This is a genomic window from Halobacillus karajensis (genome assembly GCF_900108515.1).
Taxonomy (GTDB): domain Bacteria; phylum Bacillota; class Bacilli; order Bacillales; family Halobacillaceae; genus Halobacillus; species Halobacillus karajensis.
In genome coordinates this window covers 63,702-79,895 of the sequence record NZ_FNWW01000005.1, presented here as the reverse complement: position 1 = coordinate 79,895, position 16,194 = coordinate 63,702, and the positions used below count along the sequence as shown (strand labels likewise).

The 16,194-nt window shown below is 42.7% G+C and carries 11 protein-coding genes; 1 reads left to right on the top strand and 10 read right to left on the bottom strand.

Features of this window, described 5'->3' with window-relative positions:
• Window positions 1–90: 90 nt before the first annotated feature.
• The 3 genes from BLW54_RS11505 to BLW54_RS11495 all read right to left on the bottom strand — a co-directional run bounded on the left by BLW54_RS11505 (window position 91) and on the right by BLW54_RS11495 (window position 4,051).
• Window positions 91–1,509 carry a CDP-glycerol glycerophosphotransferase family protein gene (locus BLW54_RS11505; RefSeq protein ID WP_074734779.1) on the bottom strand — a complete coding sequence of 473 codons (1,419 nt, stop codon included), beginning with the start codon at window positions 1,507–1,509 and terminating at the stop codon, window positions 91–93.
• Window positions 1,510–1,513: 4 nt separating this feature from the next.
• On the bottom strand, window positions 1,514–2,926 hold the full coding sequence (locus BLW54_RS11500; protein WP_074734777.1) for a CDP-glycerol glycerophosphotransferase family protein: 1,413 nt from the start codon (window positions 2,924–2,926) through the stop codon (window positions 1,514–1,516).
• Window positions 2,927–3,067: 141 nt separating this feature from the next.
• On the bottom strand, window positions 3,068–4,051 hold the full coding sequence (locus BLW54_RS11495) for a ring-cleaving dioxygenase (protein WP_074734775.1): 984 nt from the start codon (window positions 4,049–4,051) through the stop codon (window positions 3,068–3,070).
• A 249-nt stretch (window positions 4,052–4,300) separates the two neighbouring features.
• Here BLW54_RS11495 and BLW54_RS11490 point away from each other — a divergent pair, with 249 nt between their 5' ends.
• The gene (locus BLW54_RS11490) at window positions 4,301–5,695 is read left to right on the top strand and encodes an L-cystine transporter (protein WP_074734773.1); all 1,395 of its coding nucleotides are present in this window, start codon (window positions 4,301–4,303) and stop codon (window positions 5,693–5,695) included.
• Between the two features lie 170 nt (window positions 5,696–5,865).
• Here the strand turns inward: BLW54_RS11490 and BLW54_RS11485 are convergent, their stop codons facing one another.
• From BLW54_RS11485 to BLW54_RS11455, 7 genes are all read right to left on the bottom strand, one after another.
• Window positions 5,866–7,713, bottom strand: coding sequence for a gamma-glutamyltransferase family protein (locus BLW54_RS11485; RefSeq protein WP_074734771.1), 1,848 nt, complete (start codon window positions 7,711–7,713; stop codon window positions 5,866–5,868).
• Window positions 7,714–7,726: 13 nt separating this feature from the next.
• The gene (locus BLW54_RS11480; RefSeq protein ID WP_074734769.1) at window positions 7,727–8,983 is read right to left on the bottom strand and encodes a CapA family protein; all 1,257 of its coding nucleotides are present in this window, start codon (window positions 8,981–8,983) and stop codon (window positions 7,727–7,729) included.
• A 13-nt stretch (window positions 8,984–8,996) separates the two neighbouring features.
• Entirely contained in the window at window positions 8,997–9,446 is a 450-nt protein-coding gene (gene pgsC / locus BLW54_RS11475; RefSeq protein WP_074734766.1) for a poly-gamma-glutamate biosynthesis protein PgsC, read from the bottom strand.
• A 21-nt stretch (window positions 9,447–9,467) separates the two neighbouring features.
• On the bottom strand, window positions 9,468–10,718 hold the full coding sequence (gene pgsB, locus BLW54_RS11470; RefSeq protein WP_083391536.1) for a poly-gamma-glutamate synthase PgsB: 1,251 nt from the start codon (window positions 10,716–10,718) through the stop codon (window positions 9,468–9,470).
• A 388-nt stretch (window positions 10,719–11,106) separates the two neighbouring features.
• On the bottom strand, window positions 11,107–12,219 hold the full coding sequence (locus BLW54_RS11465) for a polysaccharide pyruvyl transferase family protein (protein WP_083391527.1): 1,113 nt from the start codon (window positions 12,217–12,219) through the stop codon (window positions 11,107–11,109).
• 308 nt (window positions 12,220–12,527) lie between these two features.
• Window positions 12,528–14,552 carry a penicillin-binding transpeptidase domain-containing protein gene (locus tag BLW54_RS11460; RefSeq protein WP_244153508.1) on the bottom strand — a complete coding sequence of 675 codons (2,025 nt, stop codon included), beginning with the start codon at window positions 14,550–14,552 and terminating at the stop codon, window positions 12,528–12,530.
• A gap of 99 nt (window positions 14,553–14,651) precedes the next feature.
• Window positions 14,652–16,181: a BCCT family transporter gene (locus BLW54_RS11455; protein ID WP_074734760.1), complete on the bottom strand. Its 1,530-nt coding sequence runs from the start codon at window positions 16,179–16,181 to the stop codon at window positions 14,652–14,654.
• Between the last annotated feature and the right edge of the window lie 13 nt (window positions 16,182–16,194).

The following is a 16,194-nucleotide window of genomic DNA, read 5'->3' as shown; positions in this document are numbered from 1 at the left end:
TAGTGGATTACGCCTATTGCTCAACTATGAGAGGGCTAGAAACAAAGAGACAAAGGAAAACGTGATGAACGAAATCCATCACGTCCCTTCCTAAGATTTCGTCATCTCAGTAATAAGATCCATCAGTTTCTGGCTGGAAGTTTTTCCATTTGGATAAGCATAAGCGAGAAACTTCTTTCGCTTGGAATTAACTTTTACACGAAACTCCTCATTATTAAAATATCGGTGGACGATATTAGCAAGCCCTTGCGGATCATCCTGGATCATTCGTCCCAGCCGGTCATAATAACCGGAATACGTTGGAGCAGGGGTCGACAATAGAAACACCGGCTTTCCAGCAATCATTGCTTCTAATCCAACCGTAGACAGATAGGCAACTACTACATCCACATGAGGCAAGAGGTCGTACAGGTGATAACTTTTTGAGGAGAAAGCAAACGTATAATTTTCAGTCAAGGGATGGGGCGTTCGAACAGGGAAATCTTTGATGATCACATTATAAAAGCCGAATTTCTCTAACGAATCTAACAACTTCCGCCAATACTTCATATACGCATTTCCACGGACGATTAATAAAATCGTTTTCTTCTGATGATCAAGACCGAGTTTACTGAAAAGCGCTTTCTTTGTCATCTTTGGGTCTTTGCTTATTAAATCAAAGCGTGGATGACCGACCACTTTAACCCCCTCGCTGGATACACCAATGCTTTTGAACCAATTCACTTCAAAATACCCGTAAACGGCATCAACATCTGCTATTTTCGGCATATACCCATTCTCACTGGCTACGATTCCGTGTTGCATACAGATGGTTGGTATATTATGTTTTGCAGCTACCACCGCAAGTGTCCTACTCTGGTAATAATGGGTCGAAGAAAAAACTATGCATGAAATCGGCAATTTTGCAATCATGTTATAAGATTCAACAATTCGATGAGCAATCCGGTCGATTTGGTTATTTAGTGCCACCTTAAAAGTCGGGTGATCAAATAAGGGATGCTTTTTATGTTTGGCAATGATGCCCTCCGCTTGTTTTTGAATCGCTGTTACATGACCATCAATGGACTCATCATAATCATTCAGGTAATGCGCAGGCAGCCCTTCAGCGGTTACGGGATTCTTCGATGTCCTCTTTCCCCGTATATCACGAATAACCAAAGTACAATCCGGCTTGAAATGTTTTTTTGTAATTTCCGTAGGAAAGCGGAGAAGATTAGCTGCATTATATAAAGCCACTTTTCCATTCGCTTTCCTTTCCATTTGTTTATTCAGATGCAAGTTTTTAAAGTCGGTAAATCGTTGCTGGAAGGAACGTTTGTCTTTCACCTTATGGGACAGTTGATGGATGAAAGCATCTGTAGAAAGGTTTTTCTTCAATTCCTCGTTATTTGTAAATAGACTACGAAAATGGCATAAATAAGGGATGGAAATCCCTTTATATTTTACTTCTTGGAAAGTTTCAATAAACTCCAGGTAGAGAGACCAAAAATTTCTTTCGAATGTATCCATAGTTTCACCCCTTATTTATAATAGAATCAACCAATGCTCTTAATTTCGCACTGCTGGTTCCTGACTTATGCGGGTAATGTGTGGAAAGAAATTTTTGGCGCCGTTTTTCCCAATTTTTATTCCGCGGGGCATTCATAACAGCGATCATCTGATCAACCAGCTCTTGAGGACTGTCGTGAATATACATGCTGAGTTCATTATAGTAATTCGTCGAACTGGAGTGCAGACTTTTGAGCCTCCATATATAGACTGGTTTCTGGGCAAGCATCGCTTCAAGGACAATGGTAGATTCATAACTTACCACAGCATCCACATTGTTCAACAAATCATAGAGATGGATATCATCCGCAAATTTCAGGTGGGGAAACTTTTTTTGTAACGCAAGTGTCTGGGCTGATTTCCTTTGTTTCCCGTTCCTTTGTTTAATAATAATATTGACATTGCCTTTCTCATCTAAATCTTCAAGTATAGCTTCCGGAAACTCTGTTTCGATATGATGAATGACCATCAATATGGTCTTCTTTTCTCTATCCAATTTGAAATGATCGGCAAACGCCTTTTCACTAAGTGTGTGCCTTGTCACCAGCTCATCAAATCTTGGATGACCAATTGATTTTAATGAATCAGCTTGCAGTCCCTTCGTCGTATACCACTGAATGTCTTTGGGACCGTAAACCGCCTGGTACGTAGCTACCTTCGGGAGATAACCAAACTCAAGCATCACGACACCATGTTGAAGGCAAATGCTTGGAATCCCTTTAGAAGCGGCAACTAAGGTAAGGATCCTTGTATCACTGCTGTTCGTGGTCCCCGTCACTAGACAGGCAACTTGATTCTTTTCAAAAAATATTTTCGCAGCAAGAATCTGCCTCATTATATTAGGAATCTGCTTAATGAATCTCTCGCGGAAACCTTTATTTTTATAGATGGGGTGGTTGTTTGCTTTTTCAAAATGGAGTGTGGCCTTTCGTTGAAAATCTTTAATTGTATGCGCCTGGATGTTTTGATAACGTTCCAGACTATCAACCGGTACTTCCCTCCTTGAACTCGATCCATGTACTTTTGACTTCCTCTTCAGCACCAGGCATTTGGATGGAGTGAAATTGGCTCTCATGAGCTGATCAGGAAATCGGAGAACATTGTCATAGAAAACCACTTTCCCTTTGGTGTTACTCCCCTGCTTCTTAAATGGAGCAAAATGGTCATCAAACAAAGCCTGAATTTGACTTTCGCTGGACAAGTTCGTTTTCAAGACCGTGGATTCACTTTCCAACTTTTGCAAAACGGCTTCATTCCCATTCACAAGCAAATAGTATGGACAAACTAACGGAAGTGGTACACCAAGGTAGGAGAGCTGTTTGAAAGCCTGGATAAAGTCCAGGCAGGAGGCCCAATAATTGCGTTCGAAGTTGTTCATTCCCCATTGCTCCCTCCTTATATCTGAAAGGTATAATTTCTCATCAGCATAGTTCTACCCTGAATCATCTTATGTAAAGACGTGTAGAAAAATTAATAGAAGTAAAAAAGCCAAGGTACATCCATGTACCCTGGCTTCTATTTATTCGTATTCTTTCTCAATGGTCTTCGTACTTCTCACTGTGTCAATCGGCCGTACGTAATTCTCAATGTCCCTCCGCTTCGGTTCAAGCTTAGGAGGTAACGACAACTTTTCACCAAGAGTCTCATAGGGTTCGTCACCCATAAACCCAGGCCCATCAGTTGCCCACTCAAATAAAATTTGTGGAGCTACTCTTGCATATAAAGAACCGAAGTAATGGCGATCGACAAATCCTGATGTGCGGAATCCGAATTTAGACAAGCGATCATTCCATTCGTCCAATGCATTCTTATCATCGACTCGGAAGGCGGCATGGTGGACTGTCCCAAACCCTTGACGGGCAGGCGGGAGAACAGCGTTGTATTCTACAATAACAGAAGCACCATTGCCACCGTCCCCAACCTCGAATAATCGGAAAGCTCCTTCTTCCGCCACCTCACGGAAATTCATTACTTTTTCAAGCATATCCTTGAAATACTTCCCATTGTCCACTCTTACATATAAGGGGCCGAGTCCTGTAATAGCGTACTCCAAAGGTATAGGACCGTCTTGCCACGGTGTCCCTGTAGCCACCCCATTATCCATTTCATCGGAGACAAGCTCATAAGCCTGATCATCAAAATCTACAAAAGGCAGCACTTTTTTGCCGAAACGTTCCTGTATCCCTTTGTGCTTCACCTCTAGCCTGTCAAATCGTTTCACCCAGTAATCCAGGGACTGGTCAGTCGGTACACGGAAGGATGTCTTCGCAATTTCATTCGTCCCATGGGAACCTTTTGGAATACCTGGAAAATCAAAGAACGTCATATCCGTACCTGGATTTCCTTCATCATCTGCAAAAAACAGGTGATACGTTTCGATATCATCCTGGTTGACTGTTTTTTTCACAAGACGCATCCCAAGTGTATACGTAAAAAATTCATAGTTCTTTTCAGCACTGCTTGTAATGGCTGTTACATGGTGAATCCCCTTCAATGCATTCATTCTATATTCCCTCCAGCTCATCTATCATTCATTTTCATTTATCTCAGTTTCAAGATAAATATAATATATAAAACAACCTTTGTCAATTTATTGGAGCTCATACCCAATACGCGTCAGGCATATCGTTTGAATAGAAAAGATTTATATTTTTCTTATTATCGTTGACAGAGGTGGGATCCTCATGTAAATTTAATCCTGACCTTTCTCATCAGCATTATGAGTTTAATTAAATAAAGGAGGTACATGAACATGGAAACATTTCTTGTTATCGTCAACATCGCACTTATTTTAGGATTTATTTTTTTCCTCATCCGTATGCAGCAAAAACACATTTCATTCAGTAAACGGGTTTTCGCCGGTCTTGGGCTTGGGGTCCTGTTAGGGGTGTATTTGCAGGTGGTTTTTGGGACCGATTCCAACGTAACTGCCCAAACATCAGAATGGTATAACATCGCTGGGCGCGGCTATGTGCGCTTACTGATGATGATCGTGATTCCATTGATTATGGTGTCCATCATTCAATCCATTATTAACCTTGAAAAAACATCGCAGCTTGGAAAAATATCGCTCTGGATTATCGGTGTTCTGGTAGGAACGACTGCTATCGCAGCTCTTGTCGGGATTGGAAGCTCCTTCTTGTTCGACTTGAATGCAAGTGAAATTGAAGCCGGCCAGGCCGAAGAAAACCGTGGACTCTATTTGGAAGAAACATTGACAGATGTTGAGGATATGTCCACCCCTCAAAAAATTCTTGAATTCATACCAGCCAATCCTTTTCTCGATATGACAGGAGATCGAGCAACATCTACCATTGCTGTCGTCATTTTCTCAGCCATTATCGGGATTGCTGTTCTCGGTGTAAGACGTAAACAACCAGAACATGCGGAGATGTTCGTTAAAATCACCAATTCCCTTTATGCCGTGGTCATGAGGATCGTAACACTCGTCCTCCGTTTGACCCCTATCGGTATTTTAGGATTGATGGCTACCACAGTTGCTAAGACAGATATCGCCGGGATTCTCGAATTAGGTAAATTCGTTCTTGCGTCTTATGTGGCTCTAGGTGTCATGTTCGTTATTCACCTTGTTTTGATCAGCCTATTTGGACTTAATCCGTTCACATATTTACGCAAGGTATTGCCCGTCCTTACCTTTGCATTCACATCAAGATCCAGTGCGGGAACCATCCCATTAAACATATCGGCCCAGAAAAACAGCCTCGGTGTCGACGAAGGTGTGGCCAACATGTCGGCATCCTTTGGAGCGACCATTGGACAGAATGGATGTGCAGGGATTTATCCGGCCATGCTCGCTGTCATGATTGCTCCATCTGTTGGTATTGACCCATTAAGTCCTGGGTTCTTAATCCAGCTTGTTTTGATCGTTGCCATCAGTTCTTTCGGAGTCGCAGGTGTCGGAGGCGGGGCTACATTCGCAGCCTTAATTGTTCTGTCTTCCATGAATCTTCCTGTCGCTCTTGCAGGATTGCTCATTACTATTGAGCCTTTGATTGATATGGGGCGGACCGCGTTAAACGTTAATGGTGCAATGACTTCAGGTACATTAACATCACGTGTTATGAAAACTCTCAATGTAGACCGTTTCAATGACAAGAAGGCGGTCGAAAAAGATATAGCCGTATAATATGAAAGGTGACCTCAAGTAAAGAGGTCACTTTTTTTACGTATACCAATATATAAAAGGGCAAGGTACTTAACCCATTTTAGACCTCAACAGAGAAGCGCTGAAGCTGGATGCCCCCCTAAATTCTTAGATAGTACAAAAGACTCCCCATTACGGAGAGCCTTTTATCTTTATTCTGCTGTACTCACATCATCCATACCATTTTGATTCCCGATCTGCCATGTCCCTAAACGTCGAGGATCACCGCCACCGTACATTTGTAGCATTTCACCATTCGTCCGGATTCCAAGACCTTGAACCCCTCCATAAAAGACAGGAGAATCATGTTCAATAACGGAATATCCTTTTATCTCTCTTAACCGAGCCATTGGCCCCTGTTCAAGTAAATTTTCTACATGAACAACGTTATCTTCCGTATAGAAACGATTGCGTCTGATTGCACCTTGTAAGGTAAGGGGTTCACCTGTATCTTGATTTCTTCCGTATTCATATTGAATCAAGGTTTGAATCAACATGGCCGGAATTCTTTTCCCTCCTGGAGAACCGATACCGAGCACCGCTTTTCCATCTTTCTCAAAGATCATAGGAGAAACGAACGAGCGGGGACGTTTTCCAGGTTCATAGGCATTCATGGAATCCTCCGCGTTATCAAAGTTATTCATTTGATGATTCAAAAAGAATCCATCTACGTACAACCCTGATCCAAAAAACTTACCAAGTGAATTTGTTGTGGATGCCATCATTCCATCTTTATCGACAACAACGAAGTGAGTGGTATTCCGGTGATCAGCTTTTTCACCTGGAGCCGTATACATATCGTCTGCACTCGTCAGGCTTTTTCCTCCGGCAGAGAATTCTTCTTTAAACAACTGATTTGTATAGGCTGTAGACGTCAACCTTTCCTGATCCACCTCTTCAAATTCAGGATCGCCGAGTGTGTAAACCCTGTCCGTGTACACCCGGTTAATGATTTTGTTGACAAGGTGGATATAGATATCTTTATATTGCGGGTTATTGACGATTTCTTCCATGCTTTGAGGCAGGTTCCCCTCTAGGAAGGAGGGCCATCCACCGTCAGGAAGAGCATATTCTTCTTCCAATACCTCATCAAGGTTCTCATCAAGGTTCTCAAGCATCTTCAGTGCCTGTATAACAATAATCCCTGAGGTTGGAGAAGAACCTGCATAAAGCGTCTGCCCATTGAATTCTCCCTTTGGAGCCGGCCGTTTCCCTACCTCATATGCCGCCAGATCCCCCGGTTCAAATCCAATCTGACTTGTAAGAGAATCTGCAATTTCACCTTCATAAAAGGCTTCAGGACCTTCTTGCTGCAATTTTTTCAATGTTTCAGCAAGGTCTTTTTGAACAAGGGTATCATTGATCTGCAAAGGACGATCATCGGGATAAAACATTTGATAGACATCTGGATCTTTATTCCCTGACTGGATAAAGCGCATCGAATTCTGTAATTGTTCATTGAAGATGCGGCCAACTTTAACCCCTTCTTCACTATGTTTTACGGCATCTTCCAGCAGTTCGCTCCACTTCATTTCACCACCATAATCGGCGTAGATCTCTTCCATTCCTTTCACAAAACCGGGTACAGCTATTCCACGTTGAGGACGTGCTCCACTAACTGGAGCTGCCTCTCGATAATCATAAGTCATCGCACCTTTATCAGGTTCGTGAACGATCATTTGACCGCCCCCGCCGATGCCTGATCCATAAGGCTCAACAACATTCAGGACAAAGGAGACGGCGATCGCAGCCTCCGCCGCATTTCCTCCTTGATTAAGTACCTTCATCCCCGCTTCTACAGCCAAAGGGTGGACAGCACTCACACCATATACAAAGCCCTCCTCTTCACTGGAGGTATCCACTTCTACAGTGGTCTCACGATCCTCTACTGTATACGGTTCACGAAACTGATCGAACTCTTCTTCAAAATAAACATTCCACGCGACCAGACCGACAAAGATGATGCCGGCAAGTATATAGGTCACTTTCAAATGATTCAAACCGATAGACCTCCTATCCCTCTATAACGCCCGCTTTTTTCAAATCAATCACGAGTCTGCCATTTTCCATTCGCCAAAGTTCTTGATCAAGCTCTTTCCGTAATGTCCGGAAGATGCGGTAATCCCGGAATGGTTTTAAGATACCGTTGGTTTCCCGCGGGCGTGTATCTGAAATTTGCATCGGAACAAAAGAAAGTTCCACTCCACCGTTGTCCAAGAAATCGAGTTGAGCCATCGTCGAATCTTTTGTCCGCGACCACCCCTGGTCAAAAACGAAATTTCCAAGGCTGTTCATAACAATCGATGTTTTATCTTCACTTTCTGGATCGTCCGGATTCCCTTCGATATGCACACGAGTGACTGGCTCTAGTACGTGAGAGTGGTGACCTATGATGACATCCGCTCCCATATCTGTCATCAGATACGCAAGTGCTTCCTGAGTTTCATTGGAACCGACTTGATACTCCTCTCCCCAGTGTGTATGAACCATGACAATATCCGCCTGTTGTTTCGCTTCACGAATGCGGTTTTGTAATACGCCCAGACCTGCGTTTGTTAACACGCCACCGACGTATTCACTCGCACTATACCCTTGAACGAAGACATCTGTAAATCCTAAAATCGCAACCCTCCGATCATTTGCATCGAAATATTTGATTTCACCGGCATCCGTCATGGTTTCATCTTCGTTAAACAAATCTTCAGCAGGATCAAGAGCACGACCGATGCCGATTAGATCAAGATCTACTTTTTCCATATGTTTCAATGTCTCTTCCAAAGAAAGATTTCCATAGTCCATCATATGGTTGTTTGCCAGATTGACAGAATCAAACCCTGCTTCCACCAGGGCCTTTTCTGCTCCTTTTTCTGCATACAAGTGAATATCTTTATTGCGCAATTCAAAGTCTTCCATGACCGCCTCAACACCTGGATCGTCTGCATCAATGACAGGGTTCTCAAAGTTCCCTGTCACATAATCCGACTCTTCAAAATAAGGGGTCACATAGTCAAACACACGTCCGATCGGCTCTCCGCTTCTTACTGCGGCATCCCGAACGTGACGACCAAGCATCATATCTCCAACCATCGATATTCTAAAATCCACATCATCCGGACGTGTGTTTTCAGGCATCGCAGGCTTGTCGATCCATTGATGACCGAAAAACGGTACAGCTAATAGAGCCGCAAGCACAACCGAATGGAACGTGGCTTTCTTTTTATGTTTCTTCGTCCATACCTTCATCTTATACTTAAGGTCTTTTTCTTCCATTGGGAAATCTCCTCTAAATCAAGTGATACGCCGTAATCAATACAAAGGTGACAAATGAGATTAAAAAAGTGGCACTGAAAGTCGGTAATACCCCTTGTTTTTGTATCGAGTTGGCGATCAGCCCCGGAACAATAACCCCGATCCCCCGTAATTCCATGACTGGAAAAGGGGTGAGAGGATATAAATAATCCATCGCCATCTTCATCAACACTCCGACGGTCAGCATCGCAGCAAATTTACGTCGGCCATATAAGACCGTGAACCTTGCTAGAACCTGAGACACGAGTAAGTATGTGAGCAAGCTGAGCAAACCAACCGCTAATACATACATAACTTGGTCAAATATCAAGGCTATATAGCCAGGGACAACCAAACCCGCAGGTACGATTCCAGTTTTTTCTGCATACAACAAACTTAATAAAACTCCAATAACTATTGCGATATATAAATCAGTACCAAACACGTGGACTCCAACTCCCTACCATTATTTGTTCGTCTGGAGAACTCGATTTGAAAACGCGTGACTATCTGAAGTGGATTCAATCACTTCATCCCAACCTGTCTCTTCTCCTTGAGAGGGGAGGACTTCTAGCTCTTCTATGGCAGCAGCCACTTTCTCCCCAGCTCCGACGATATTTCCTATTCCATAGATAACACTATGATCCGGAAGCTGTTGCAATTGATCAACAATAACTTCCGTCGATGCCTTTTCCAAGTTTAAAAGATTAAGAGGTCTAATCTTTCCTTCTTCATAGGCCTGTGTAATTGGCCAAACACTTTCGCCCATGACAATCAACCGCTCCATTTCAATATGGGGCAGTACATTTTCGGCAAAGTCTATTGTTCGCTCTACCCTGTCACTTCGACAACTCATGACAATAGTACGCTCCTCATCCGGATAATCAAGCTGCTGGATTCTTTCCCAGATGTTCAAGGTGGAGGTTGTATCGTTGGCAGCGAAGCCATTAAAGAAGTACTTTGGTGCTTCTTCTTTTCCAAAGCGGTGAACACGCATCGCACCGGGATCTACAGGAGCCTGGAGCATCCCTTCGAGAGCCACCTCATGATCTATATTCAAAATCTCAGCCACAGCCATGGCAAGCGCCGCATTCTGTGGAAAGATCATGAACGGAAACTTCTGTAAATAGTCCTCATCAATCCAACTTTCGTCGGCAACGACAACTTTAGAATTCTTCTGGCGGGCGATTTTCTCAAAGTATTTCTGATAAGGCGTTTCCGGGATAATCACGTAGCCATTATCCGGAATAGTCGAACTAAAGGCCTCTGCTATATCATCAAGTGTCGGACCCATGACATCCATATGGTCTTCAATAACGTTGGCGATAATCGTTATATTCGCCTTAACAAGCCTCTCCTGAAATATTTTCTGGTATTCTGGATTGACCGCCATGCATTCACTAACAAAAGCATCTGCCCGTCGTTTCACCACTCGTTCCGTAATCCTCATTTGTTCATTAATGTTTGGACCCTGTAACCCACGAATGATCGGCTCTTCCTCTTCCTGGTCCCAATAAAACATTCTTGCAGACGTTCCAGTCGTTTTACCGATCACTCTCCGCCCATCCTGTTTAAGTATTCCCATTACAAGACGAGTAACTGTCGATTTCCCTCTGATTCCATTGACAAGAATCCTTGTAGGAATTTTTTTCAGACGACGATCAAGTTTATATTTCTCCCAAAGACCCACAACTAGCACAAATATAAAAAAGATCATCAGGTATGCTAACTCATCCACTATATTTCACATCCTTATCTAGTTCAAAGATACCATGAATACACCAACTCTAAAACTAACAGATTATAACATATTACACCAACATTCGCATACTCTACTATCCTTCCATACCCTATCCTCGAAAAAATAAAAGAATTTCCTCGAAAATATTCCGAAGAAAATTCTTTCACATAATTATTCGTCTCCTTCTCGATTTTTATGACCTTTTAGGGAATGAATCAGCAGCCATCAGGCCCTCCCTTTCTTAGACAATAAAAATAGAGTTCTGCTTCCCCTGAGGAAACAGAACTCTTTCTTTCCCACTATACCCCTCTATCTTTTTGTTATAAAAAAGGAATGAAGTTCCTTGGACTAAGAGCCATTTATATCAATCTGGAAGCATACGAAGCATAGGTTCCATCTTTTTCACCCATAAGCGATCAATTTGCTCTAATGTCCTTTTGGTAACTGGATAACCAGCAATGATTTCTTCTTTCATCATCTCTAAGGGATCAAAGTCAGGCAGGGATTTCTTCATCGTTTGATACAGTGGGTCTTTAACCTCAATCCTTTCAAGGGTATGATCCAAATAATGCTTCGGTACTACGGAACCGCCAAGACCTCTGAATGTTTGCAAATGACCAAAACCGCGACCGTCTTCTCCCAGTAAAAGGCTTGGCTTTCGGTTACGCAGGAACCAAATATGACCATGTAAACGGAACCCTACATGTAAGTCGTAGTTTTTATAATGAGAAAGCTTTTTTGCACCTCCCGCAAGATCTATCAACGGAATATCATCTTTCCCCCACAATGCCATTCTTTTTTTACTCCATTTACTGTGCAAGGTGAGCGAAACATCACAGGAAAAATCCTTCTTAATGGCTTTTGCTAATTCATAAGCAAACAGAAAGTGAGCAGAATTATGAGGCATAGATACAGCAACCCTTTGGATTGATTCAGGAAGTTTTGGTTTAGTAAACAACTGATCCACATCGAAAAGGGCGCAGTCTCCGATTGTCCCATAGGTTTTCACACCATTCTTAGTAAGAAGTCTTTCTGTCGGCTGATCTCGGGTGGAAAAGACGTTTTTTTGAAGAGACTCTCCTGTATATCCAAAAGTCCGGACAAGCAATTCCTTTTCATCATCAGCCAGACGCAGCCTCTTACTTTGATTAACGTTCCCTGGATACACAGTCCAGCCTGATCCAAATACAAAGACAGGGATCGACCTCTTCACAGCTTCTTGCAAATAGCGGTTGCGATATCTTGGCGCAAGTCCAGCCCCATCAACTTTTGGCGCAAACCCCGCAAAGATCACCGCTTTATACTTGCTGAAATCCTGAACCTGATCAATATCTTCCTCAGCCAATCGTTTAACATCTATCTGTTTATATCCTTTTACTTTATGGATTAATTGAATAAGACTTTTGGTAATCAGGGCATCACCAGAATTCCCTGAACCATTTGCAGGAAATGTAGATAGTACTAAATAAGTCATCATAAGTCCCCCCACGCTTATACTGAACCTCGTCTGTTTATTTCTACGGGGGATTTCATTTATATATGTGAACTTTCTCAAAGTCTATGTTTAACGCTGTACGAAATCTTTTGAAGCCCAAGGCTCGTTAAGGAAGATGAATCGCTACCCATAGTAAACGACAAGCCTATCCAGGCTTAAACAAAGGACGCTTCATCCTCTTAAATTGAAGAAACAGTTCTGGAAAACAAGGATCTCAACACGGAGGTTTAACCATCCCAATAAACAAAAGGCTCTGTCTGTGGATGCAGACAGAGCCTCTCAAGAAAACTTTATTGTAACTCGCGAAAGACATGTTTAACTTTGGGAACAGCAGAATGACTTCCCGCTTCCGCACCTTCTATCATCATAGATATCATTAAATCATTGGTTTCTGTATCCCAGGCAATGAACCATCCGTTTTCCTTTCCTTCCTCACCCTGGGATTGTTTCAATTCAGCTGTTCCCGTTTTACCTGCCAGATTCAGCCCTTCCACTACTGGCTCATGGGCCGTGCCTGCAGGATTATCAACGACTGCTTTCAAATCTTCCCTGATAATGGAGACTGTTTCTTCACTCATCACGTTTTCATGCCATACTTGAGCTTCTTTTTCTTCAGCTAGTAAACTCGGTTTAAGCAGGTCTCCGCCAGTGACAAAAGGCGTGTAGGTCAGTGCTAAGTGAAGACTGCTCATTTGAACTTCTCCCTGACCAAACCCAGTATCCCCCAGTAATGCGTCACGATTAAACGTATCCCCATTAAGGATTTGCGAAGTTTCTATCGGATAAGCCATATCCAATTTCTCCCCAAAGCCAAATTTATCTGTTTCCTCTAAAAAGGTCTCCCCTCCAATTTCTAGTATCTTACGTGCAAAATAAATATTGTCGGAACGAACAATCGCATCCTTTAAATTCACTTGCTCATCCTCTGCAGCCCCTGGCACTCTTGTAACTTTGTAACCGTTTTGTTCATATGTTCTCCCAGTAATCGATAATTCTTCTTCAGGTGTAATGACTCCTTGCTCAAGACCAATGGCTGCCGTAATCGGTTTGAAAGTAGATCCAGGCGAATATGTTCGATTAAATTTGTTGAGTGTCGGTTTTTCTTCTCGTCCAAGCACAAGATCATTCGGATCGTAGGACGGGGAACTAACGAGCGCCTTGACCTCCCCTGTCTCTGGGTTTATAGCTGATGCAGAACCTGATTCTTCTTTCATTTGTTCATAAATTTTCTTTTGGACTTCAGACGAAATCGTCAGATGGAGGTCTTCTCCATCAACAGCAGAAGTCTCTGCCAGTTCCTCCTTTGTTTCACCATTTTCATTCCGGATAACAACCTTCCCCCCTTCTTCTCCCCGCAACTGCTCTTCAAAAACACTTTCAAGGCCGGTTTTTCCAAGTGTATCTCCAGCTGCATAACCTTCATCCTTTAAATCTTCTAGTTCCTCTGCATTAATCTCATCCACATAGCCAATCAAGTGAGCGGCAGCCATACCTAATGGATAGCTCCTTGCATCATCGTCTTTTTTAAATTTAATGCCTCGTGGCAGCTCATCACTTTTTAACGCTTCAATGGATTCTTCATCGTTTTTCGCCACGGCTCCAACAGGAACGAAAGAATTTGCGGTCACCCACGATTGATTCAATTGGTTATCGATTTCCTCAACAGATGTATCTAAAATATCTGCTATCCTCGTTTTCAGTAATTCACGTTCCTCTTCCGAGTGTTCTTCCATCCATCCTGGGACAAGGCCGACTTCCTGGATTCCTCCATTGACAGCCAATGGTTCGCCATTAATATCAAAAATTTCTCCCCGATGTGGTTCCAAAGGCCAAGCTTTCACCACATCACCTTCTTCCATTTGAGGGAAAATCATCGAAGAATTCCACTTCATCGCCCAACGGTCCTTCTCTTCTCCTTCTTCGTAAACAAGCGAAGCCGCATGGGAAAATTCAATGGTTCCCCCTAAAGATTCCATCGAAGCTTGGTATTCAAAAGAAGGAGAATCCCCTTTTTCATACTCTTGTTCTTCTTCTGGAAGATCGTATGTAAAGACAAGATCCTCCATTTCAATCCCCTTATAAATCGTTGTATAGCGATCAACAAATGCTTCTTCGCTTATTAACTCTTTCGAGTTTTCACTCAAAAGTTCATACATTTCGGCATACTCACCGCTCTCCCAGCTCTCCATATAAGATCGGAACGTGTCCTCAGGCTTCGGCTGTTCTGAACAAGCCGTTAACAGAAACAAACCTAACGATATGAATATAAACCTCCACCATTTCATATAACTCTCCCCTTTTACATAAATAGACAATAATCTCCTCCCTTAATCATAGTACACTCTCGCTTTATTGAACAGAATCCTACTTAAAGAAAAAGTCCCCTCCATAACACTATGAAGGGGACTGTAGTTCTATCTTATATTATTCTTCCACGCTTCATCCTTATCCATCATTCGCTTCGCGGCATAGATGAGAATAAACTGAATAATAATCACAGGAAATCCCATCATCCCTGAAACAACCTCAAGCGGAGCCAACCCTCCGATTCTCATAAGAACTAAAGCAAATGCGGTAATAATAGCAGCAATAATGATTCTTAATATTTTGGGCGGTTCAAATTTACTCATATCTCGTGTACTTGTATAAGCAGCTATGGTGTAGGTGGTCGAATCAAGGGTCGTAGTCAAGAAAATAAGCGCAACAACCATAAATATAATGATAGCTATTCCTCCGAATGGCAGCGTCGATAGAATCTCAGGAATAGCCGCCATCCGGTCATTTTCTTCTACCAAGCGCAGTACAGACAATTCACCAGTAAGGTAACGGTGTACACCAAGTCCACCAAGAACGCCTGTGGCTATCCAGGAAATTAATGTAGGGGCCAGCAGGTAGGTCAATATCATTTCCTTGATTGTGCGCCCTCTGGATATTTTGGCAGCAAACACGCTGTGGAGCATTGCCCACGTGGCACTATAAGCAAACCAGAATACGGTATTGCTCTGAATATGGGATGCTTTCCCCTGATGAACAGAATCTGTATTCAGTGACATGTTTAAATAATTCGATAACAGAAATGATACACTATCAGAAAAATAATTGAGGATAAATACGCCTGGGCCTCCGATTAATATAAACACAGCAAAAAAACCTGCGAGATACATATTCCACGTGCTTAATCTCTTAATCCCTCTTTCGATACCAAGATAAGCACTTAACGAGAATAATAGGACCCAGATGATCGTCACCGTAATGGTCAGGGTGAAGTTCACTTCAATTCCAAATAGATGGGATAAATTCTGTGTAATGATCGGTGCACCAAGCCCCAGCGTTACCGAAGCCCCCGCAAGAATACTAATCAGGAAGAGAATATCGAGAATTTTCCCGCCGACACCATCGGTAAATCGATCCCCAAAAAGGACACGGCACGCTTCTGATATTCTCATTAACGGGCGTTTACGTACATGGAGAATATACCCCATCGCCGGGGCAATCATGACGAAAATCGCAAAGACTTGGAATCCCCACAAAAACATACTGTAGGCATTCCCCCACAATATAGACTCCGGGGAGCCTGCTTCCACCCCTGCCGGAGGATCGTTGGCTACAGATGTCCATTGTAGCATGCCCGTCCGCATAATCGTTGATCCTACACCCATAGCTATTAATATAGACGCATATTCAAATAAGGTGAAGCGTGGTTTCTGTTTAGGGTCACCAAGGACAACCTGACCATATTTAGAAAAAGATATATACAAACCAGCCACCACCAATATTACGCCATACCATAAGTAACCCCAACTGAACATCTCAACAATGGAATCGAATATAGAATTCAGCACCTCCAAAGACTCAGATTCATACAAGGCAAATGGAATGCTGATTCCGATCATAATAATAATGGATGGGATAAAAATCTTATAATCAATCAACTTCTTACTCATACAATCCTCCTCT